The sequence below is a fragment of the Rhizobacter sp. P3_C12 genome (genome assembly GCF_056402735.1).
Map to the genome: position 1 here is coordinate 1 of NZ_JBFUGW010000003.1, position 19,351 is coordinate 19,351.

The 19,351-nt window shown below is 64.7% G+C and carries 23 protein-coding genes; 13 read left to right on the top strand and 10 right to left on the bottom strand.

Annotated elements, in window-relative coordinates; genetic code table 11:
• Window positions 1-476: 476 nt before the first annotated feature.
• Window positions 477-824, bottom strand: a complete 348-nt coding sequence (locus tag AC1DXV_RS01005) for a ribonuclease E inhibitor RraB (protein WP_477868285.1) — start codon at window positions 822-824, stop codon at window positions 477-479.
• Window positions 825-962: 138 nt separating this feature from the next.
• Between AC1DXV_RS01005 and AC1DXV_RS01010 the strand changes: the two genes are divergently transcribed.
• The 5 genes from AC1DXV_RS01010 to AC1DXV_RS01030 all read left to right on the top strand — a co-directional run bounded on the left by AC1DXV_RS01010 (window position 963) and on the right by AC1DXV_RS01030 (window position 4,220).
• Complete coding sequence (locus AC1DXV_RS01010; RefSeq protein WP_477868283.1) at window positions 963-1,418, top strand: hypothetical protein; 456 nt, start codon at window positions 963-965, stop codon at window positions 1,416-1,418.
• 16 nt (window positions 1,419-1,434) lie between these two features.
• Entirely contained in the window at window positions 1,435-1,806 is a 372-nt protein-coding gene (locus tag AC1DXV_RS01015; protein ID WP_477868281.1) for a hypothetical protein, read from the top strand.
• A 312-nt stretch (window positions 1,807-2,118) separates the two neighbouring features.
• Window positions 2,119-2,457 carry a hypothetical protein gene (locus tag AC1DXV_RS01020; RefSeq protein ID WP_477932131.1) on the top strand — a complete coding sequence of 113 codons (339 nt, stop codon included), beginning with the start codon at window positions 2,119-2,121 and terminating at the stop codon, window positions 2,455-2,457.
• Window positions 2,458-3,111: 654 nt separating this feature from the next.
• Window positions 3,112-3,699: a 2OG-Fe(II) oxygenase gene (locus tag AC1DXV_RS01025; protein ID WP_477864098.1), complete on the top strand. Its 588-nt coding sequence runs from the start codon at window positions 3,112-3,114 to the stop codon at window positions 3,697-3,699.
• Window positions 3,696-4,220 (top strand): hypothetical protein, encoded by a 525-nt coding sequence (locus AC1DXV_RS01030; protein WP_477932133.1) that lies wholly within the window; start codon window positions 3,696-3,698, stop codon window positions 4,218-4,220. Before AC1DXV_RS01025 ends, AC1DXV_RS01030 begins: the two co-directional genes overlap by 4 nt.
• A 452-nt stretch (window positions 4,221-4,672) precedes the next feature.
• Here AC1DXV_RS01030 and AC1DXV_RS01035 read toward each other — a convergent pair whose 3' ends face one another.
• The gene (locus AC1DXV_RS01035; protein ID WP_477864129.1) at window positions 4,673-5,155 is read right to left on the bottom strand and encodes a GreA/GreB family elongation factor; all 483 of its coding nucleotides are present in this window, start codon (window positions 5,153-5,155) and stop codon (window positions 4,673-4,675) included.
• A gap of 562 nt (window positions 5,156-5,717) precedes the next feature.
• On the opposite strand from AC1DXV_RS01035, the gene AC1DXV_RS01040 reads away from it, so the two are divergent.
• A complete protein-coding gene (locus tag AC1DXV_RS01040; protein WP_477864100.1) occupies window positions 5,718-6,284 on the top strand; it encodes a GNAT family N-acetyltransferase in 567 nt (188 codons plus the stop codon).
• A gap of 79 nt (window positions 6,285-6,363) precedes the next feature.
• Window positions 6,364-6,900, top strand: coding sequence for a hypothetical protein (locus AC1DXV_RS01045; protein ID WP_477932135.1), 537 nt, complete (start codon window positions 6,364-6,366; stop codon window positions 6,898-6,900).
• Window positions 6,901-7,312: 412 nt separating this feature from the next.
• Here AC1DXV_RS01045 and AC1DXV_RS01050 read toward each other — a convergent pair whose 3' ends face one another.
• A complete protein-coding gene (locus AC1DXV_RS01050) occupies window positions 7,313-8,329 on the bottom strand; it encodes a 1-aminocyclopropane-1-carboxylate deaminase (protein WP_477864102.1) in 1,017 nt (338 codons plus the stop codon).
• A gap of 136 nt (window positions 8,330-8,465) precedes the next feature.
• Between AC1DXV_RS01050 and AC1DXV_RS01055 the strand changes: the two genes are divergently transcribed.
• On the top strand, window positions 8,466-8,990 hold the full coding sequence (locus AC1DXV_RS01055; RefSeq protein WP_477864103.1) for an Lrp/AsnC family transcriptional regulator: 525 nt from the start codon (window positions 8,466-8,468) through the stop codon (window positions 8,988-8,990).
• A gap of 15 nt (window positions 8,991-9,005) precedes the next feature.
• On the opposite strand, the gene AC1DXV_RS01060 is transcribed toward AC1DXV_RS01055, so the two are convergent.
• Window positions 9,006-10,061, bottom strand: a complete 1,056-nt coding sequence (locus AC1DXV_RS01060; RefSeq protein ID WP_477864104.1) for a helix-turn-helix domain-containing protein — start codon at window positions 10,059-10,061, stop codon at window positions 9,006-9,008.
• Between the two features lie 203 nt (window positions 10,062-10,264).
• Here AC1DXV_RS01060 and AC1DXV_RS01065 point away from each other — a divergent pair, with 203 nt between their 5' ends.
• Together AC1DXV_RS01065 and AC1DXV_RS01070 are read left to right on the top strand one after the other, a co-directional pair.
• Window positions 10,265-11,848 carry a GMC family oxidoreductase gene (locus AC1DXV_RS01065; RefSeq protein WP_477864105.1) on the top strand — a complete coding sequence of 528 codons (1,584 nt, stop codon included), beginning with the start codon at window positions 10,265-10,267 and terminating at the stop codon, window positions 11,846-11,848.
• A gap of 246 nt (window positions 11,849-12,094) precedes the next feature.
• The gene (locus AC1DXV_RS01070) at window positions 12,095-12,874 is read left to right on the top strand and encodes an alpha/beta fold hydrolase (protein WP_477932137.1); all 780 of its coding nucleotides are present in this window, start codon (window positions 12,095-12,097) and stop codon (window positions 12,872-12,874) included.
• On the opposite strand, the gene AC1DXV_RS01075 is transcribed toward AC1DXV_RS01070, so the two are convergent.
• Complete coding sequence (locus AC1DXV_RS01075) at window positions 12,847-13,557, bottom strand: TetR/AcrR family transcriptional regulator (RefSeq protein WP_477864107.1); 711 nt, start codon at window positions 13,555-13,557, stop codon at window positions 12,847-12,849. The two genes, AC1DXV_RS01070 and AC1DXV_RS01075, sit on opposite strands and share 28 nt — an antisense overlap.
• A 145-nt stretch (window positions 13,558-13,702) precedes the next feature.
• Between AC1DXV_RS01075 and AC1DXV_RS01080 the strand changes: the two genes are divergently transcribed.
• From AC1DXV_RS01080 to AC1DXV_RS01090, 3 genes are all read left to right on the top strand, one after another.
• Window positions 13,703-14,704 carry an NADP-dependent oxidoreductase gene (locus tag AC1DXV_RS01080; RefSeq protein ID WP_477864108.1) on the top strand — a complete coding sequence of 334 codons (1,002 nt, stop codon included), beginning with the start codon at window positions 13,703-13,705 and terminating at the stop codon, window positions 14,702-14,704.
• A 60-nt stretch (window positions 14,705-14,764) separates the two neighbouring features.
• A complete protein-coding gene (locus AC1DXV_RS01085; RefSeq protein WP_477864109.1) occupies window positions 14,765-14,917 on the top strand; it encodes a VOC family protein in 153 nt (50 codons plus the stop codon).
• Window positions 14,918-15,084: 167 nt separating this feature from the next.
• Window positions 15,085-15,369 (top strand): hypothetical protein, encoded by a 285-nt coding sequence (locus tag AC1DXV_RS01090; RefSeq protein WP_477864110.1) that lies wholly within the window; start codon window positions 15,085-15,087, stop codon window positions 15,367-15,369.
• On the opposite strand, the gene AC1DXV_RS01095 is transcribed toward AC1DXV_RS01090, so the two are convergent.
• The 5 genes from AC1DXV_RS01095 to nirK form a co-directional block, all read right to left on the bottom strand.
• Window positions 15,345-15,722: a high-potential iron-sulfur protein gene (locus tag AC1DXV_RS01095; RefSeq protein WP_477864111.1), complete on the bottom strand. Its 378-nt coding sequence runs from the start codon at window positions 15,720-15,722 to the stop codon at window positions 15,345-15,347. The genes AC1DXV_RS01090 and AC1DXV_RS01095 overlap by 25 nt on opposite strands.
• Before the next feature lie 4 nt (window positions 15,723-15,726).
• Window positions 15,727-16,356 (bottom strand): hemerythrin domain-containing protein, encoded by a 630-nt coding sequence (locus tag AC1DXV_RS01100; RefSeq protein ID WP_477864112.1) that lies wholly within the window; start codon window positions 16,354-16,356, stop codon window positions 15,727-15,729.
• 72 nt (window positions 16,357-16,428) lie between these two features.
• Window positions 16,429-17,004: an SCO family protein gene (locus tag AC1DXV_RS01105; protein ID WP_477932139.1), complete on the bottom strand. Its 576-nt coding sequence runs from the start codon at window positions 17,002-17,004 to the stop codon at window positions 16,429-16,431.
• Window positions 17,004-17,828, bottom strand: a complete 825-nt coding sequence (locus AC1DXV_RS01110) for a formylglycine-generating enzyme family protein (RefSeq protein WP_477864114.1) — start codon at window positions 17,826-17,828, stop codon at window positions 17,004-17,006. Before AC1DXV_RS01110 ends, AC1DXV_RS01105 begins: the two co-directional genes overlap by 1 nt.
• Window position 17,829: 1 nt before the next feature.
• Window positions 17,830-19,344, bottom strand: a complete 1,515-nt coding sequence (gene nirK / locus AC1DXV_RS01115) for a copper-containing nitrite reductase (RefSeq protein WP_477932141.1) — start codon at window positions 19,342-19,344, stop codon at window positions 17,830-17,832.
• Window positions 19,345-19,351 lie beyond the last annotated feature (7 nt).

Below are 19,351 nucleotides of genomic sequence, written 5' to 3' on the forward strand. Positions count from 1 at the left end.
GCTTTAGGGTAGCCTGCAGTCGTCGGCAACCGCACATGCTCCCTGCAATGCTCGCTTCACTCATACCGATCGCACCAGGAGAACCAGGCACTCAGTTGTGGGAAGTTGGGTGGGCACGAGGTGTTTCGCGAAGTGCTCTTCGCACTCACCTCGGCGACCCGTTCTACGTGGAGACTGACAGTCTCTGCACCTTTGGTGGCGAAGAGGACTGGTGGGCCTATAGGAGCCAAACGGGGGAGGTCTTTGCTGTGTGTTTGCGCGTACGGTACGAGGATGCAGTCCTGTGCCTGAGCGACCCGACCGAGGAGTCAATTCGAACGGGTGCGACGCTGCTTGTGCCGTGGGCTCTCGAACTCTTTGACCTGCCACGACACCGGTGATCCGATCGCATCGGCGTCACGCGACGAGCGTCGCTGACCGGCCACAACCGGTCGGTCGCCAGTGTCCGCTTACGGGTTTGCCAATGGGCGGGGACGCTATGGTGCGAGGATGGGCCCAACGTCCATTCCGTCGTAGCTGCCAAGGCCGTAGCGTTCAGCCAGGGCGTAGAACTGACCGTTCCTCTCAAACAGGCTCGCGGGCGTGTGAACCTCCTCCTTCTCCACGTGCAAGAAGTAGTAGGGCTGCTCGCCTTCGTCCAAGTCCGGAACGTACAAGTCGACGAACCTGCATCCGTCGCGTTCGAGGGCGGGAACGATTGAGGTGAGCTTTTCCTCAGAAGCATCAGTGAAGAAGTATCCCCACAGCATGGGCTTCGACATGTCCCATCTCGCGCCGCTCGCGATGCTCGAAAACATCTCTTCCAATAGTTCGAGTTCGATCATTTGTTGACTCTGTATACAGTTCGTACGGCGCACTCTACAGTGGACGGGCGCGACCAACCTTCGCGCCACTCGGCGGAAGTCGCATGTCGGCCACATGCCGTCGGTCGCCGATGACTGCTTTCAGGTCTTCCCTGCAGAATGTCGACTTCGCCGCTTCTCTTCGAAACATCGTCGATGGCTCTACCTTTTCACGTGTGGTGCGAATTGGACGGCGCGCGTCTGTATGAGCGTGCCGATGGGCGCTTCCAGCAACTCGAGCGAGGTGTGCTTGCGCCTTGGTATCAACTGCATCGCTGCCTCTTGGTCGAGCGAGGGCTAGCTGAACTCCTGCGAAGTTTCGACTTGGATCGAGTCGCGTTCGAGCCGGCGGTTGTCTTTGATCCGGTCAGCGGACAAGAGAATCACACTCTCGCGCGAGTTCGCATTGGCCAGTTCTTCACGCCCGATCAGATGCGAGATCTTTCGATGGATGGGTCACGTCTGCTGGTGATGAATGACTCGCATGTTTTCGCGAGCCCCGATCTCAAGGACCTGCTGTGCAATGCCAAGATTCCCTACCTTCGGTTCAGCGAGGGACTTCGAGGATTCGGCTAGTCGCCGCAGGCATATGTTGTCCACTCGACACATTGAAGATGCATACGACGCAGCCAAGCTGATCGAAGGCTCGCTGCTTGACGGCTGGGCGCTTGGCTATGTTGGCGTCCCATGGCCTGGCCCGTGGCCCAAGGTCAATGGCGACCTCTTCGTCGTCGATCCTGACGGCTGGCAGGCTGGCATCGCATGGGAGTCCTCAGGGCCGGAGGTCCGCGAGATATCCAGCGCGTCTGCGACCAGATGGGGTGTTTATCAGATCAGGTTTCCTCTGCCGGTGATGAGCGAACGCGATCTGGTTCGCAACTTCGTGGCAGTCCTTCCGATGCTGCGTGATCTGCGAGCAAGCGTCGCGGCAACTCGTGAGTCCTTCGCTTTGAAAGGCGGATGAGCTGCTCAACCGCGGCTTCGCCGAGTTGAATCGAAGGGCTTGAACGACCGCAACGGGTCGCCTACAGGCGAACAGGCACCTCGGCCGATCGGCAACAGTCGGCCACAAGCAGCAGTTCGCCCATGACCGGTTTCAGGCAAGCGCTTCCCACCTTAGCCGGCCTCGCAGTGCTGTCTCCGACCGAGCACCGTACGCGTCATCCCAACCCGCGACAGGCGAGGCGTACTGTCACTCTCACTTCAGGGACTGAGCCACCGACCGCCAGCAGAAGCTTTCGGATAGGCTATCGCCCCAACGATGGAGAGTCCTCTGATGCGACTGATTGCCACCATTGCCGTGGTCCTGCTTTTTGCGCTGATCGCCATGCTGGTCATCTCGACTGCATTGGCGGCCAGGGAGTTGAAGCAACGGTTTCCTGCCGTCTGGGCGGCAGAGGGAGAGCCGGAGGCGTGGCTCTGGTTGCAGCGAACAAGCGTCCGCGGGGGCATCCTCAGTTTTCTGGACGAGAGGCGGTACCTGGCTGCGAAAGACGAGCGCTACTCGCGTTACTGCGCCTACTTACGCCTCGGTTGGCATCTATTCTTTCTGGCGCTGTTGGCGGTAGCGAGTTTCGTAGTGCTGGCTGCGTTCAGCGATCCACAGGTGGCCTGAGGACCGCCCACATTCGGCCAGATGCCGACGCTCACGAGAGTCTGCTTCGAGGCCGTGCGATAGTAGTCCCCATGCCGCGGAGCCAATCGTTCATTTCTGGTGAGGTAGCCTGGTCGCAGGGGCGCTTCCTTGACTGTGGGCGAGTGCTCTGCGAAGAGCTGTCGCCAGAGGAGCAGGTGAGATGGGCGACAGGACTGCTGAAGTTCTGCATGCGATACGGCCCCTCAGTACCGTCGATCGCGCGTGTCGCTGCACTGGCAGACGCTCCATCCGATTGGCGATTCGCTCACGCCGCGTTCTCTGACGTTCGCGCAATCACGCTAGCTGGCGAGCAAGCAGATGTATCCGTCGGTCCGCTCTTGAAGAGCATGCTGTACGTGGCAGAGAACACGGCGAAAGTCATCTACAACGCATCGGGGGAGCCTGCTCCGTTTGACCATGACGCGGGTTGGTGGCTCGTGCCCTGCTTTGAGAAGTTCCTGCAGGTAGTCGCTCGGCCAGAGGTGGCCGACGACGGTCGTCGGCTTCTCTTTGCTTCATCTTGATCTCGGCCACTAGACGCCGATCGTCAGCGGCGGCTTTCGAGTAGGCTACGACCTCTCGGCCAGGGTAGGCAGCTTCGAGCAGTCGCGCTCCTGCCAAACGTTCGACACCATGCAACGCACAGACATCTCCCCTGGAATCTTCACGGTAAGCCGATTCCTCACCTCGATCGAATGCGCCGAGTTCATCGCTTGGGCGGAGAGTTCCGCGTTCGAGTCGGCTCCCATCGTTTCTGCTACAGGCGTGAGAATTCAAGAAGAAACGCGCAACAACGATCGGCAGATATGGGATGACTACTTGCTCGCTGAGAAGCTCTGGCAGCGTGCTTCACCTCACCTTCCTAAATTGATCGGGGGCAGGCAGCCTGTCGGCCTGAACGAGCGATTTCGCCTCTATCGGTACGTTCCAGGTCAGCGATTCACTTGGCATGCAGACATACCGTTTCGCAGAAGCACTGGAGAGATCAGCCTGCTCACCTTCATGATTTGCCTGAACGAAGGGTATGAGGGGGGCGCCACTCGCTTTGAAGCAGCAAAGGTTGTAGGGGCGGCCGGCACGGCGCTGATCTTCCAGCACGGGCTCGTCCACGAAGGCGCAGAGGTCAGGCACGGTCTGAAGTACGTTCTGAGATTTGATGTAATGTTTCGTGCTGAACCGCAGAATGACGCGTACTCCTCCGGCGAGGGAGAGATCACATGACACCACAACAACTCGTTGGCATCGCAGTGCGGCTCTTTGCAACCTGGCTGGCTCTTACCAGMGTCGCCTACTTCGTTTCCATTCCAAAGGCGCTGGCCTCGGCGCCACCGCTGGGCAACGACGCCAATATCGCGGTCGCCTATGCCATTGGTGGTCTCTACGTAGCGGGTGCACTGATTCTGTGGTTCTTCCCCATGGTCGTTGCCCACAAGCTGTTGCCGCGCACTCAGCACGAAAACCGGCTGTCGTTTCGTGCCCATGAATTGGCACGTGTTGGTTGCAGCCTGGTCGGCTTGTGGCTGCTGGCAAAGGCGTCCCCCTCGCTCGTTTGGCTCATCTTTCGGTCGCTCATGCTCAATGACGGTAGCTCTTCGTTCTCTGCGCTCGCCGCAGAAGCGAAGCTCGACGTTGCGGTCGCCGCTTTTGAGGCGGGGCTTGCAGTGTTCTTCATCGTGAAGTCGCATCTCTTCGCCCGGCTTGTCGTTCCTGCGGCGAAGGGGGAGGTCGAGAGTGACATCTAGCGCCTTCATCAAGCAGACGTCCTCCGGCATGCGTCGCACGCCTGCGGTCGCCGCTCATGTTGAACGACTGCCTTTCGGCGGCGAGACTGGCAACCCGAAGGACCGCAACGGGTCGGATACGGGCATCCACGGCCGCCCTCGGCGAATGTCCGGTTCGCAGCCGCGCACCTCGACACCTCGAAGGGCAGCTCAGGGTCGAGTTCACCCGTTGACGAACGACTGCTCCCGAGCAGCTCGCCTTCAACAACTGCTGTGCGGCGCTGAACTCGGCAGAGCGTCGGGCAAATGCCAACCCTGACCTGCCTCGCGGTCAGTGCCACCGAAGTGAATTGATGTGCGCGAGGCCGAGAGCGCGAACGAACTCTGCATAGCTGGCCAGGAGTTGTGCAGAGCGTCCTAAAGGGGTCGGGGCGAGTAATTTCTGATCAATTCGGCGCGAACTTGCTCGCAGCTCAATGAACCCGCAGCACCTCAAACTGCTGTCGGATTGGAGCGACCTGTATCGACACCTCATCACCCTCGCATTTGCCCAGCATGGCCCTGCCCAGCGGGGCCTCGCTGCTGATGACCTGAACGAGCTGACCGCCGCTGACCAACTTCATGCTGCCTCCATCTGGGCCGAGAAAGAGCTGTTGCCGCTTGTCGTCGGAATCGACCAGGCAGACCAGCGCGCCGAGCTGTATACCTTTGCTGGCGTCGTAGGGGAGCGGGCGGAATTGGCGCCAATTGGCCATCGCCTGGCGGATGGCTTCGGCGCGACGAGCTTGGCCGGTGGCCAGGTAGGCGGCTTCGAGTCCCAATGTGTCGTATTTGTTCTCGGCGATGTTTTCTTCGTGAGTCGCCGTTTCATGGGCCGCCCGCATTGCCTGTTCGGCTTGCAGCAGGTCTTCGGCGAGCCGTTCCAGCACCTGTTGCTGCAGCAAGAATTTATCCATGATGAAAGTCGGCATCTCGAACAAGCGGGGGTCAGGTTTTGATTATGAAGGGCTCCACCAGCCTTCGACGATCTGTTGGCTGCAGGTCAAGCCATTGCTGACATTCGCGCCTCGTGGTCGAATGCCAGCAGCTGGCCAGATTGAGAAGCTCGCCAGTGTCCGCTTCAGAGCACGCTGATAGATGGCAGTCCAGCCGACTTTGATGCGTTCGCGGACCCGGTCCAGCAGCCGGGTGGCCTTCAACGGCGGCAGGTCTTTGACGGAGCCGGGGCAAAGAGGAGTGCACGGTTGCGAAGAGCGGGAGACGGAAGACTGCTTGGCGATGCCTCCCCGGGGGACGCCGCAAGACCTGCCCGGCGCTTGTAACTGATGCGGCTTTTGACGGGGAATTTGGTGCTGTGCAAATAAACAGTCAATGAGGGAAATTGAAGATGCAGCAGATACTTGCCGCAGGTCCTGCCCGACCGGTTGCTGCACGGTTTGCCGTGATATGTCGCACCGCGTGTTGCCCTGCAACACGTTAGGCACCGCGGGCAAACCGTGGTCTTCCCACGCTCCATATATGCCTGACATCACTTTTCGCGTCGCTGAGTGGCAAGACAAGGCTGTACTCTCTCGAATGCTCGAGTTGTATCAGTACGACTTGTCCGAGGTCTGGCCTCAGACCCTGAACATGCATGGCGAGTATGGCTTCGCCGTCGATCGCTACCTTCGCAATCCACGGCTGCGCGCCTACTTCTTCCTGGTTGACGGAAACTACGCCGGCTTCGGGCTGGTGGATCCGGATGTGAGCCTCCCCGAGAACGACTTCTGGATGGGGCAGTTCTTCGTAATGAAAAGGTACAGGCGAACCGGGGTTGGAACCAAGGGGGCCCGGTTCATCTTCGATCAGTTTCGTGGCAAGTGGGAGGTCGGACAAATGCCCCTCAACTTCCTTGCTCAGGCGTTCTGGCGTCGCACCATCGGTGAGTACACGAATGGGAATTTCGTGGAGCACGAACTACACGACGAACGATGGGACGGCTTTCTTCAATGCTTCGACAACAGCCTCCAGGCGAATGACGCCTTCCCTTCCATCGAGAGGACGCTGCCCGGCAAGCCGGTCAACGCCTCTCACGTCAAACGTTGAGACTGTGCAATAACCTCCGCGCCCCTGAATCAGGCGCGGCAATTGGATTGCGATGCCATCGCTTCAACGGGGGCACAGGATGGCACGCTACAAGCCAGTCGAACGAGGTGGGATGTTCATCCCGGTGATGCTCAGCGAGCAGATCCAGCCCGGAACGTTCGAGTTCGCGCTGGATCACCTGGTCGACCATGAGTTGGACCTGACCAGACTCGATGCCCGCAGCAAGGAGCGCAGCGGCACGCACGCCGAGCTGGCCCATCGGGCCGATCGGCTCGACCCCGACAGCGCCAAGATGGCCACGAGCAAGGGGGTGATCCAGGGCTATGCGGCGCAGGCCGCGGTCGACAGCAAGCACCAGATCATCGTGGCTGTCGAGGTCACTGGCTCGGGCTCTGAGCAAGCCATGCTGCTGCCGATGATCGACAAGGCGGCGCCCGTCATCGAGCCGCACACGCTGATCACCGCCGACACAGGACGGCGACGTGTCCGGCCGGCAAGACGCTCACCGGCAACGGCCACATCTATGGTCAGCGCGACCATCGGTTCGAGCGCTACGAGGCCGCGGCGTCGGACTGCGCCGGCTGCCAACATCGAGAAGCTGGCGCATCGCACATAGTGGGCGAGGCGTGCACCGGGGGCCTTCGCCGCAGATATCCATCAACCATCAATGCCTGGTGCCGCTCGCGATCTTGCGACGGGGTTTCGGCACAGTCTCGTTGAGCGGCCACTTTCCGGAGCCTTGCTCAACCTGAGCCAATTTCCGCTTTGGGTCGAGGCTGTGTTCAAACGCGCGGAGAGCCGCACGGGATAGGCCTGCCGGTGAACGCGCAGCACGCGCTTCGCGATGAATTCGAGGTTGAGGGCTCACGCCTTACGCATCGCCGCGATCAGTGGCTCCACGCCGATGATCCTGAGGGTTCCCCGCCAGTTCGTTGAAGTGCCCGGGGGATTTTTGGGGGACTGCGCGGTACAGACAGGGAGGTTCAGTAGCATGGATGCGCAGGGCGTTTTTTCTTGCGCCGTGCCCTTCAGCCGTTGCGAAACAGGAAGCTGTAGGCATTGAGCGCCGGCACGCCGCCCAGGTGCGCGTACAGGACTCTCGATCCTGCAGGGAACTCGCCCTGGCGCACCATCTCGATCATCGCGTGCATCGACTTGCCCTCGTAGACGGGGTCGGTGAGCATGCCTTCCTGGCGCGCACAAAGGCGGATCGCTTCCAGCGTGCCCTCGCTCGGCAACCCGTACTCGGGCCCGCCGAAGCGCGTGTCCAGCACCACGTCCTGGTCGGTGACGGCCCGGCCCAGCGAGACCAGCTCGGCCGTGTGCTGCGCGATGCGCAGGATCTGCGCGCGGGTCTGCGCCGGCTTGGCCGACGCATCGATGCCGATGACACGATCGGCACGGCCGTCGGCGGCAAAGCCGACCACCATCCCGGCTTGCGTGCTGCCCGTGACCGAGCAGACGACGATGTAGTCGAACCTGAATCCGAGCGCTGATTCCTGGGCGCGCACTTCCTCCGCGAACCCGACGAATCCCAGCCCGCCCAGCCGATGTTCCGAGCACCCGGCCGGGATCGGGAAGGGCTTGCCGCCGGCCCGCCTCACATCGTCCAACGCCTGCTCCCAACTCGGGCGAATGCCGATGTCGAACCCGGCGGCGTCGAGCCGCACGTCGGCACCGAGGATGCGCGACATCTCGATGTTGCCGACGCGGTCGTAGACAGCATCGGCGTAGTTGACCCAGTTTTCCTGCACCAGCACGCACTTCATCCCCAGATGGGCCGCCACCGCGGCGACCTGGCGCGTCTGGTTCGACTGGATGCCGCCGATCGAGACCAGCGTGTCGCAGCCTTCCGCGAGCGCTTCGGGGATCAGGTACTCGAGCTTGCGGGTCTTGTTGCCGCCGAACGCCAGGCCGCTGTTGCAGTCCTCTCGCTTGGCGAACAGTTCGACCTTTCCACCGAGATGCGCACTCAGTCGCTTCAGCGGGTGAATGGGCGAAGGACCGAAGGTCAGCGCGTGGCGTGGGAAGCGATTCAGGTTCATGGCAGGTCCCGTGAAGTTCGACGTGTCGACATGGTAGGAACAACGGCTGTTCACAGGGTTGCAAATGAAGTCGACTCCAAGCACCATTGGTATTCTCCGGATCGCCTATATCTGATTAACTTGCGCCAGAAGAGAAATGAACGCAACAAAGATTCGCTCGCCCAAGGGCGCTTCCACCCCGGTTCAGGCGCCGGTGCCGGCCGCTGATCTCGACCGTACCGACAAGTTGATTCTTCGGGCACTGCAGCGCGATGCGTCGGTGTCGAACGTCGCGCTGGCTCGCATGGTGAACCTGAGTGCGCCCGCCTGCCTGCGTCGCGTCGACCGGTTGAAGAAGCTGGGCTTGATCACCGGCATCGTCGCGCTGCTGAGCCCGCGGGCGCTCGATGCGGGGATGATCGTGATGATCGGCGTGGTGCTCGACCGGTCGACGCCCGACTCGTTCGCGAAGTTCGAGAAGGCGGTCGCCAAGGTCTCCGGATGCATGGAGTGTCATGTCATCACCGGCGAGTTCGACTACTTCATGATCGTGCGCACCCGTGACAACGAGAGCTTCAACCGCCTGCACGCGGAGCAACTGCTGCAACTGCCCGGCGTGCGCCAGGTGCGCTCGTTCATCGGGCTCAAGCAGGTGTTGTCGACGACGCAGATTCCGATCTGATGTTGCCGCCCGCGACTAGCGCTTCGCCTGGATCCCCCGCAGCTTCACCGCGTCGGAAGCGATCGCGGCGAGCTCCAGCAGGGTCTTCCGCTGGGTCTTGTCCAACTGTCGCGGGCGGTAGTCGATGACGCAGATGGAGCCCAGCGCGAATCCATCCGGGTCGTAGACCGGTGCACCGGCATAGAAAAGGAAGTGCGGGGCACCTGCCACCGCCGGATTGCCGGCGAAGCTCGCGTGCTTCGCCAGGTTCCTGACCTCCATCACATCGCGCTGCAGCACGGTGTGGTTGCAGAAGGCCCAACTTCTCGGGGTGTCGGGCATGTCCAATCCTTGCCGCGATTTGAACCACTGGCGCTCGGCGGTCAGGACCGTCATCAGCGCGATGGGGCTCTTCAGGTCATTCGCTGCGAGCCACGTCACCCTGTCGAATGGCGCTTCTGAAGGGGTGTCGACAAGGCGTGAGCGTTGCACGGCCTGCAGCCGGCTGGCCTCGTTCGGAGCCACCGGAAATCCGTTGCTGGCGATGTCGATGGCCTGACCCTCGTCCTGCGCAAGCTCCGTCAACACGCCCTCCAGATGGTCGAGCGGAATCTCGCGCACGCGTGCCGCCGGCGCCGATGCGCCGCGCCGCGCGGAGGGCGCGATGGCAACGAGCTCCGCATCCTTGAAGCGGCCGTCGTTCGCCAGCGTCTCCAGCAGTCCGAGGCCCTGGCTTCCCCAGGCCTCCAGGTCGACGACGACGGCGGCAGGAAGGCGCCCTGCGACGGCCGCTGCCGCGGACCAGGTGCTCATCTGGAACTGAGGGGACACATGCCCGACACGCTCGAGCACGGCCTCGAACCGTGGCCGGCGGCTTTCGTTCGTGACCACGAGCACCACCGCGGAGTGCGCACGCCCTTGAGGCCTGCTGCCCGGCAACAGCGCTTCGACGTCGGAGCGATGAACCCGGCGATGGCCGCCCGGCGTCTTCCATGACGGAAGCCCGCCCCCCTCGATCAAGAGCTGCGCGGTGCGAACCGAGATGCCCAGAAGCTTGGCCGCTTCCGTCGTGGTGAGGACGTCGTCTTCCATGGAGGGGTGGGGTCGCGGGATCGATGGGGACGGCAGCGTCACAGGCAAGGCGCAGAGCTTAASCCAGCGGCGAGGACCGCGATCAACCTACGGTGCATGTCGGGAATTCTATCAAATTTGCATTATTTGATAGATTTGAAACACACTCCGCGCCGCGCGCAGCCAGCGTCGCACTTGCAATCACCTCTTCACCGGACATGACCATGACCTTGAGCCCCGCCCAACCGCAAGCCACACCCGTTTCCTTCCCTGACAGCCACTTCGACTTCATCGTGTGCGGAGCCGGCACGGCCGGCTCCGTGGTCGCCGGCCGCCTGGCCGAGAACCCGGAGGTGCGGGTCCTGCTCATCGAGGCCGGGGGCGATGACGAGGTCCCCGACGTGCAGCAGCCTGGAAACTGGCCGCTGAACCTCGGCTCCGAGCGAGACTGGAACTTCAGCGGCGCGCCCAACCCGCATCTCAACAACCGGCAGATCCCGCTGAACATGGGGCGTGTCCTGGGCGGCGGCTCGAGCATCAACGTGATGCTCTGGGCGCGCGGCCACATGAACGACTGGGAGGACTTCGCCGAGGCCAGCGGGAATCCGGCCTGGGGCTATGAATCCGTGCTGAAGATCTATCAGCGCGTGGAAAACTACGGCGGCACCCCCGATGCGAAGCGTCGAGGCGTGGGCGGCCCGGTTCACGTCGCGCCCGCCCGCCACCCACAACCGGTGGCGAGCGCGCTGATCGATGCCGCGCGGCAGATCGGCATCCCTGCCTTCGAGAACCCCAACGGCGTGATGATGGAAGGCCGCGGTGGCGCTGCCATCAACGACCTCATCATCAAGGACGGCCGGCGCAATTCCATCTATCGGGCCTACGTCCACCCCTGCCGCGGCCAGGCCAACCTGACGGTGCTGACCCACACGTTGGTCAGCCGCCTGGTGTTCGAGGGCCGACGTGTCGTTGGCGTCGAGGTGGTTCGCAGTGGGCGCGCCGAACGCTTCACCGCCGACCGCGAAGTCATCCTGTCGCTCGGCGCCGTCAACACGCCCAAGGTCCTGATGCAATCGGGAATCGGCCCGCAGGACGAATTGCGCCGTCACGGCATTCCGCTCGTCCAGCATTTGCCCGGCGTGGGTGCCAACCACCAGGACCATGTTTCGTTCGCCGTCATCTTCGAGTACGAGAACCCCCAGCAGGTCGGCCACGGCGGTTCGGAAGCGACGCTCTACTGGTCGAGCGACAGTTCGTTGCGCCTGCCAGACATGTTCCATTGCCAGGTGGAATTTCCCGTCCCGAGCGCGGAGACCGCGCCGCTCGGCGTGCCGGCGCATGGCTGGACGATGTTCGCGGGCCTCGCGCATCCGAAGAGCCGCGGCCGCATCACGCTGTCGGGCGCCGGCCCGATGGACAACCCGATCATCCAGCCCAACACGCTGTCGGACCCGGACGATCTGCGAAGCGCCCTCGAGAACATCCGGTTGGTGCAGGAGCTGGGCTCGCAGTCCGCGTTCAAGGGCCTCGTCAAGCGCGAGAGCCTGCCCGGCAGGCTCGCCGGGAAGGACCTGGAGAACTACGCACGCAATGCGGCCGTGACGTACTGGCACCAGTCCTGTACGGCGAAGATGGGACGCGACGAGATGTCGGTGGTCGACGGTTCCCTGAAAGTCCATGGCGTACAGGGGCTGCGCATTGCTGACGCATCCGTCATGCCGCACGTCACCAGCGGCAACACGATGGCGCCTTGCGTCGTGATCGGCGAGCGCGCCGTCGAAGAGATCCGCGCGACCTGCGGCATCTGAGCAAGAGCGGGCGAAGCGTCTTCGCCCCCCTTGCAATGCCCTTTCGAACCTGCACTCGAAGCCGAGAACATTTATTGCGCAAATCGTCCGGCGTCAACATTTTATGAAGACGATCTGGAGGAAATGAAGTTCATTTGGCACAACCGGGTGGCTCAACTTGCAACCACGTTAACCGACGTCTTCTCTACCATTTCGGAACGATTCGCGAATCCACCCAACCCTCTTCGACAGTCAAGGAACCTCTCCATGAACATCACATTTCGCAAGCTCATCGTCGCAGCTGCGGCAACCGCCAGCATCGTCGGCGTTGGTGGTGGCGCCAGCGCACAGCCTCCCCAGGTCAGGAACGTCGTGCTGGTGCACGGCGCCTTCGCAGATGGCTCGGGCTGGCGTGGTGTCTACAACGAACTGACCAAGCGCGGCTATCAGGTCACCATCGTCCAGAATCCGCTGACCTCGCTGGCCGACGATGTGGCCGCCACCAAGCGCGCGTTGGCACTCCAGAACGGTCCGACGATCCTCGTCGGCCACTCCTGGGGCGGCACCGTGATCACCGAGGCCGGTGTCGACCCCAAGGTCGTCGGCCTCGTCTATGTGTCGGCGCTGTCGCCCGACGCCGGTGAGACGACGAGCGAGCAGTACACCGGGTTCTCGGCCCCCGACTTCGTCATCGATGTCCAGGCCGACGGGTACGGCTTCGTCAACCGCGACAAGTTCAAGATCGGGTTCGCTGGCGATGCCACCGATGCGGAGGTCGCGTTCATGCGGGACTCGCAGGTGCCGATCAACATGTCGGTGTTCGGCACCAAGCTCACCCAGGCGGCGTGGCGGACCCGGCCGAGCTGGGCTGTCATCGCGACCGACGACAAGGCCTTCGACGTGCGGATGCTGCACAAGATGGCCAAGCGGATCGATGCCACCGTGACCGAGGTGAAAGCCAGCCACGCGGTCTTCATGACGCAGCCGAAGGCGGTCGCTGCCGTGATCGAGCGAGCCGCTCAGGACGCAGCGCGCAAGTCTCGCTGAGACCCGCCGCCCGCCAGCTGCTCGCCCGGCAGGCTGCGCAGCAGCATCAGCAGGCCCTCTTCCAGATCCTGCTGGAAGCGGTAGCGCAAGGCCGCCAGCTCGGGCAGCTCGATCACTTCGGCCGCGACCTGGGCCGGGTGGCTGAGCGGCCAGAGCCCGATGAGCAGCGGCAGGGCCAGGTGGATGCAACGCTCGAAGCTCGCTGCCGCGATCGACGGCACGCAGGCGTGAAAGTCGAGCGCGGTCTCCTGGCGCACGGCCAGCAGGCCACGCTTGAACTCGACCATGCGCCCGGCCGAGATGTTGTGCTCGAGGATCGACGGGAAGATGCTGGTGAGCCGGCACAGCAGCGGGCGCGCCGCCACGGTGGCCGCGAACGCCCGCGCGACGTGCTCGACCGTTCCTGCGCGCTTGCGGTCCCGCCCCAGCGCCTTGTGCAGCTCGGCACGCCACACGACGAACTCCTCGACCAGCACATCCAGCAAGACGGCTTCGCTGCTCTCGAAGTACCGGTAGACGTTCGACTTGGTCATCCCGGCGCGCCGCGCCAGTTCGTTGATGCCCAGGTCATGCACGTCCGGCATGTCCAGCAGCAGCGCCTTCGCGGTGTCGAGCAGGTGGCGGCGGCGCTCCTCCTTCTGTTCGGGGGAGCGCGCGCGCAGGTACGGGGAGGGAGGACTCATCGGGGTCGTCGCCGGCAGGGATTTCACGAAAAGGGATTTGCACAAGAGACCGTCGGTCTGCTACATTGGAGACCATCAGTCTCCTAACGTTCGCAGCATAGCAAGGAAACACCATGGACATGCGCCTCGCGGCAAGAGAACAACCATGAAGGCATTCGTTCTCCATCGATACGGCAAGAAGCGCGCGCTGGAACTGGCAGAGGTGCCGACTCCGGAGCTGCGCGACGACGAGGTCCTGGTCCAGGTGCATGCCGCCGGCGTGAACCTGCTCGATTCCAAGCTCAGGGACGGCGAGTTCAAGCTCATCCTGCCGTATCGCCTGCCGCTCATCCTCGGCCACGATGTGGCTGGGGTGGTCGTCAAGATCGGCCCGCGCGTGCGGCAGTTCAAGGTCGGCGATGAGGTCTGTGCGCGGCCGGATGATTTCCGGATCGGCAGCTTCGCTGAATTCGTGCCCGTCAAGGAAGCTTCGCTGGCGCTCAAGCCCCGGGGGCTGACGATGGAAGAAGCCGCTTCCATCCCGCTGGTGGCGTTGACGGCGTGGCAGGCCCTGGTCGTGAAGGCCGGACTGAAGAAGGGGCAGAAGGTCTTCATCCAGGCCGGCTCCGGCGGCGTCGGCACCGTGGCCATCCAACTGGCCAAACATCTCGGCGCCACCGTGGCCACGACGACGAGCGCGGCCAATGTCGAGCTCGTGAAGCGCCTGGGCGCCGATGTCGTCATCGACTACAAGACCCAGGATTTCGAGGATGTTCTGCGCGACTGTGACGTGGTCCTGAACAGCCAGGACGGCAAGACGCTCGAAAAGTCCCTCCGCGTGCTCAAGGCCGGCGGGAAGCTCGTCTCCATCTCCGGGCCGCCCGATCCCGATTTCGGCCGGGAGATCGGCGCACCCTGGTTCGTGAGGTGGGTCATGCGGCTGCTGAGCTCGGGCGCGCGGCGACAAGCCAGGCGCCGCGGGGTCGGCTACTCGTTCCTCTTCATGAAGGCGAGCGGGAGCCAGCTGGGCGAGATCACTCGCCTCTTCGACGTGGGCGTGCTCCATCCCGTGGTGGACCGGGTCTTCCCGTTCGAATCGATCAACGAGGCGATGGCCTATGTCGAAGCGGGCCGCGCGAAGGGCAAGGTCGTCGTCAAGCTCAGGTGAGCGCGACATTCTCCTGCTGCGAAGACCTCGAGTCCCTTCACGTCGTTCCGACCGGACCACGTGGGCATCCGCGTAGACGACATCGATGCGGCCATCGCCTGGTACACGACCACCCTCGACTTTCGCGTGATGCACTCGATGGCGCTCGGCGAGCGCAGATTCGCCCATCCGTCACCGCGTGCAGGCGCCGGCGATCTACCGGCTGTTCGGTGACAAGGAGGGCCTGCTCGACGCCGTCGCGGAACAGGCGCTGGCCAATTTCGTCGCCAGGAAGCGAGCCGACAAGTCCGGCATGGACCCCGTCGAATCGCTCCGCAGGGGCTTCATGGGCTACACATCGTTCGGGCTCGAGAGCGCGCGCGGTCGACCTCTGCCACGCCATGGCGAAGGGCACGGTGCTCGAGATGCTCGGCAGGGCCCCCGAGGCGCGCCGCGGCATGGCCGAGGCGGCCCGCGATGCGGTGCTGGGCGCCATCCTGAAGGACGCCCCGGTGAAAGACTCTGGCGTGGTGGCGGCGGTCTCGACGCTGCGTGCGCACCTGGCCGACCTGCCGGGACTCACCGTGGCCGAGAAGCAACTCATGCACGAGTGGCTCGTGCGGGTCGCCGACCCGGCGCCCCGACAGACGCCCTCGGCAGGTCAAGGTGCTGCGCGGCGCACGTAGGCGTCGCACCAGCCCCTGGCCGCCACCAGCTTGCGTGGGAACAGGGTGCACTCGGACCAGGCCTGTGCCGGCACGCGGTACAGCGCGCAGTTGTCGCAGGTGCTGCCGGCGGTGAACTTCGGATAGACCCGGCGGTCGACGCGCGCCACGTCCTCGACGTAGCCCACCGCCTTGGCGTGGGGATCGCGCTCGTCCAGGTGCGCGAAGGTCGACGGGTCTGGTGGCGGCGCCGGCTTCGGCTTGCCGTGCACCACCGGGAGCCACGGCGCAGCACCGATCGGCAGCAGCCGGATGAAGCGACGCCGCGTGCAGGCCGGTGTGGCGTCGAGGAGGATCGGAGTGGGCAGTGCCATGCGGTCAGCGCCCGCCCGGCGGCCGGCTGCCGTGGCCGATCGCCGGCCCGATGCCCAGCGGCGGCGGCAGGGCCCACAGGATCTTCTTGAAGACATGCCGGTAGTTGTCGTCCGGCGGGTGGCCGGCCAGCGGGTCGCGGTTGGCGCAGAACGCGCGGTCCAGTCCAACCCAGTCCTCGGCGGTCAGCACGCGCTGCGCGAGCGGCAGCACCTCGGTCTCCTCGGCGCGGATGTGCGCGAGGTAGAAATCGATGTAGCGCTGCATCGCCTGCTCGAAGCGGTCGCGGCGCTGGCACAGCTGTGCGGTGTCGGCCATCATCTCGAAGCCGAGCAGCTCGTGCTCCAGCTCGCGGATCGCCCGCTCGCCATCGGCGTGCTCGCGGTCCAGGCGGTCGAGCACCTCGTCGCCCTCGGTCGTGCGCCTGCGCAGCAACGGGAACAGCAACTCGCTCTCCTTCGCATGGTGCAGGCGTTCGGGAAACTCGTCGACGTAGAACAGCATCGCGCGCAACACGCCGAAATCCGGCAGGCTGCCGCGGCGCCGGTGATCGGCCAGCAGCAGGCTGATCGAGCGCAGCATCGCCGACATGGCGCTGTGCTCTTCGAGGATGACGCGTATGGCAGCGTGTTGCATGGCAGTGTCCCGGCCGGCGATGGAACCCGAGCTTGGCGCCGCTTCGCCCGAGGCGTGTTGATCCGCGTCAATTCAGCGCGCGTCGGCGCGCAGCGTCTCCTGGATGAGCCGCACGAACGCGGGGTCGGCGCTGCCGAGCCGCGAGCTGCGGCCGATGACGCGCCCCTGCGCATCGAGCAGCACCAGCACGCTCGTGTGGTTGAAGTCGCCGTCGGCGAGCTGCCGGTAGCGGATGCCCAGCAAGGCCGCCAGCTTGCGCGTGCCTGCAGGGTCGGTGCGCGCCAGTGTCCATGTCGCACGCTCCAGGTGGCGTTCGTCGAACGTGCGCTGGAGCACCTGCGGCGTGTCGCGCGCCGGATCGAAGCTCACCATCAGCAAGCTCAGGCGGCTGCGGTCCGCCGCAGGCAAGGCCGCCTGCGTCTCGCGCAACGCATCGATCAGCATCGGGCAGACGTACTGGCACGAGGTGTAGAACATCGTCGCGAGCACCAGGTGGCCCCGGTCCCGGCCGAGCGGGACCGGGGCGCCGTCCTGGTCGGTCAGGCGCAGCGGGAGCTGGTAGATCGAGTCGCCGGGCAGCGGCGGTTCGGCCGCCACCGAAGCGGTCGCCAGCGCCAGCGCAGCGGCCAGCAGGGTACGTCGAAGCATCATGGAATCTCCTCGAGAAGATGGGAAGCGTGAGGCAGCGGGCGCACGCAGCGCAGGCCGAGGCTGCTCGTGCTCTGCGGCGCCTGCAGCGACGACAGCAAGGCCACCCGCATCAGCACCGCATAGTTCTGCCGGTCTTGCAGGTCGATCGCGCCGGCACCGCAGAACTGCAGCTTGTCGGGGTCGTCGGCCGACCGGCTGTCGGGATTGATGAGCAGCGCGTTGAAGTCGTCGACCCACTCCCAGACCAGCCCGTGCAGGTCGCGCACGCCGTAGGCATTCGGCTCGCCGCCGACGCTCGGCAGCGCCTGCGTGGCCGGCCGGCCGTACCAGGCCAGGATGCGGGCCCGCCACGCCGGGTCGGCCCGGGCATCGCGCCGCCCGGCATCGGCGGCGGCGACGTATTCCCATTCGGGCCACGACGGCAGGCGGGCGCCTTCGGTCTCGCAGTAGGCCTGGGCGGCGAACCAGCTGACCTCGGTGACCGGTTGCGACGACTGCGCGCCGGCCGGCGGCTCGGCATCGCTGCGCCAGTGCTCGAGGTAGCCGCCGTCGGCGAAGGCGCGCGCCACCTGGCCGCGCCGCCACTCGGGATGCGCGCGCACGAAGCGCTGCCAGTCCGCCACGGTCACGGGCGTCTCGCGCATCTCGAACGCCGGGATCGTGGCCGGTCCCCCATCCGCGTCGCGCGCGAGCACGCTGGTGAGCGTGCCGGCCGGCACCGGCACGTAGGCCGGCGGCGCGGCAGCAGCCCCTTGTGCGGCAGCCGGCAGCGGGATCGCCGACAGCGCGGCCGCCAGCACCACGGTTGCGAGCCGCTTCACGTCAATGCTCTGCGGTCGCGGTGGTTCCCGGCTTCGCCTCGCGCGCCTTCTTCACCTGGCCGGTGGAGATGCGCCCTCCGGCGTTGCCCCAGCTGTTGAGGACGTAGGTGAGGATGTTCGCGACCTCGTCGTCGTTCAGCTGGTTCATCGGCGGCATCACGGAGTTGTAGTCGGTGCCGTTCACGGTGAGCTTGCCGGCCAGTCCGCGCATCACCACGTCGATGGCGCGTGCGGGGTCGGTGGCGAGGAAGTCGGACTTCGCGAGCGGCGGGAACACGCCCGGCAGCCCTTCGCCGTTCGCCTGGTGGCATACCGAGCAGGTCCCCGTGAACAGCGAGCGCCCGGCCTGCACCTGGTCCTGCAAGGTCAGCGTTCCCGCGGCCGCGGCCTGGGTCGCGACGGCGACCGGCCGCATGTCGGGCTGCGCCCGGTCGCCGAGGTAGACGGAGTCGAGCTCCTTGCCCGAGTAGATCGTCTTGTCCTCGGGGCCGCTGACCTTCATGATCGCCAGCGCCCCCTTGTTGAAGGCACGGAAGATCGAGTGATCCACCAGCACGTAGCTGCCGGGCACCTTGGTCGTGAACTTGACGACCGCCGCGCCGCCGGCCGGGATCAGCGTCGTCTGCACGTTCTTCTGCACGTTGCTGCCGCCCTCGTAGCGGACCTCGTCGAAGATCGCGCCGATCACGTGGAAGCTCGACACCAGGTTGGGCCCGCCGTTGCCGACATACAGCCGCACCGTCTCGCCGGTCTTCGCCGGGATGGCCTTGTCGCCGGTCAGCGCGCCCTCCGCGCCGTTGAACAGCACGTAGGTCGGCCGCTCGTCGATCGCCTTCTCCATGTCGAAGGCCTGCAGGCCCTTCTCGCGGTACTTGCCGGCGGTGTAGAAATCGCCCTGCATCACGTAGTACTCGTGGTCCACCTTCGGCAGGCCTTGCGGCGGCTCCACCAGGATCAGGCCGTACATGCCGTTGGCCACGTGCATGCCGACCGGCGCCGTCGCGCAGTGGTAGACGTAGATGCCTTCGTTGAGCGCCTTGAACGTGAACTGCGAGGCATGGCCGGGCGCGGTGAAGCTGGAGGCGGCACCGCCGCCCGGCCCCGTCACGCCATGCAGGTCGATGTTGTGCGGCATCTTGCTGCTCGGGTGGTTCTTCAGGTGGAACTCGACGGTGTCGCCCTGACGGACCCGGATGAAGCTGCCGGGCACGGTGCCGCCGAAGGTCCAGAACATGTACGACACGCCTTCGGAGATCTGCATCTCCTTCTCGACCACTTCCAGCTCGACGATGACCTTGGCGGRCACCGTGCGGTTCGTCGGCGGCGGCACGTGCGGCGGGCTGGTCAGGATGGCGCGGATCGGTGCCCCCTGCGGCGGCCCGAAATCGCCGGACTTGCGTGACGTTGCGGGGGCAGGTGCGGGCGCTGCGCCCGCGGCGGCGAGTACCGCGCTGCCACCACCCGCGGCGAGCGCCGCCAGCGTGGCGAGCAACGCATTCTTGATCCATGTGCTCATGTGAATA

What these genes read in the sequence shown, in the direction of transcription:
- AC1DXV_RS01090 (WP_477864110.1), top strand. Translation starts at nt 15,085, where the DNA reads ATGGCGAAGGGCACGGTGCTCGAGATGCTCGGCAGGGCCCCCGAGGCG.
- AC1DXV_RS01105 (WP_477932139.1), bottom strand. Translation starts at nt 17,004, where the DNA reads ATGCTTCGACGTACCCTGCTGGCCGCTGCGCTGGCGCTGGCGACCGCT.
- AC1DXV_RS01005 (WP_477868285.1), bottom strand. Translation starts at nt 824, where the DNA reads ATGATCGAACTCGAACTATTGGAAGAGATGTTTTCGAGCATCGCGAGC.
- AC1DXV_RS01095 (WP_477864111.1), bottom strand. Translation starts at nt 15,722, where the DNA reads ATGGCACTGCCCACTCCGATCCTCCTCGACGCCACACCGGCCTGCACG.
- AC1DXV_RS01035 (WP_477864129.1), bottom strand. Translation starts at nt 5,155, where the DNA reads ATGGATAAATTCTTGCTGCAGCAACAGGTGCTGGAACGGCTCGCCGAA.
- AC1DXV_RS01045 (WP_477932135.1), top strand. Translation starts at nt 6,364, where the DNA reads ATGGCACGCTACAAGCCAGTCGAACGAGGTGGGATGTTCATCCCGGTG.
- AC1DXV_RS01065 (WP_477864105.1), top strand. Translation starts at nt 10,265, where the DNA reads ATGACCTTGAGCCCCGCCCAACCGCAAGCCACACCCGTTTCCTTCCCT.
- AC1DXV_RS01040 (WP_477864100.1), top strand. Translation starts at nt 5,718, where the DNA reads ATGCCTGACATCACTTTTCGCGTCGCTGAGTGGCAAGACAAGGCTGTA.
- AC1DXV_RS01060 (WP_477864104.1), bottom strand. Translation starts at nt 10,061, where the DNA reads ATGGAAGACGACGTCCTCACCACGACGGAAGCGGCCAAGCTTCTGGGC.
- AC1DXV_RS01025 (WP_477864098.1), top strand. Translation starts at nt 3,112, where the DNA reads ATGCAACGCACAGACATCTCCCCTGGAATCTTCACGGTAAGCCGATTC.
- AC1DXV_RS01075 (WP_477864107.1), bottom strand. Translation starts at nt 13,557, where the DNA reads ATGAGTCCTCCCTCCCCGTACCTGCGCGCGCGCTCCCCCGAACAGAAG.
- AC1DXV_RS01080 (WP_477864108.1), top strand. Translation starts at nt 13,703, where the DNA reads ATGAAGGCATTCGTTCTCCATCGATACGGCAAGAAGCGCGCGCTGGAA.
- AC1DXV_RS01100 (WP_477864112.1), bottom strand. Translation starts at nt 16,356, where the DNA reads ATGCAACACGCTGCCATACGCGTCATCCTCGAAGAGCACAGCGCCATG.
- AC1DXV_RS01055 (WP_477864103.1), top strand. Translation starts at nt 8,466, where the DNA reads ATGAACGCAACAAAGATTCGCTCGCCCAAGGGCGCTTCCACCCCGGTT.
- AC1DXV_RS01070 (WP_477932137.1), top strand. Translation starts at nt 12,095, where the DNA reads ATGAACATCACATTTCGCAAGCTCATCGTCGCAGCTGCGGCAACCGCC.
- AC1DXV_RS01010 (WP_477868283.1), top strand. Translation starts at nt 963, where the DNA reads ATGTCGACTTCGCCGCTTCTCTTCGAAACATCGTCGATGGCTCTACCT.
- AC1DXV_RS01020 (WP_477932131.1), top strand. Translation starts at nt 2,119, where the DNA reads ATGCGACTGATTGCCACCATTGCCGTGGTCCTGCTTTTTGCGCTGATC.
- AC1DXV_RS01050 (WP_477864102.1), bottom strand. Translation starts at nt 8,329, where the DNA reads ATGAACCTGAATCGCTTCCCACGCCACGCGCTGACCTTCGGTCCTTCG.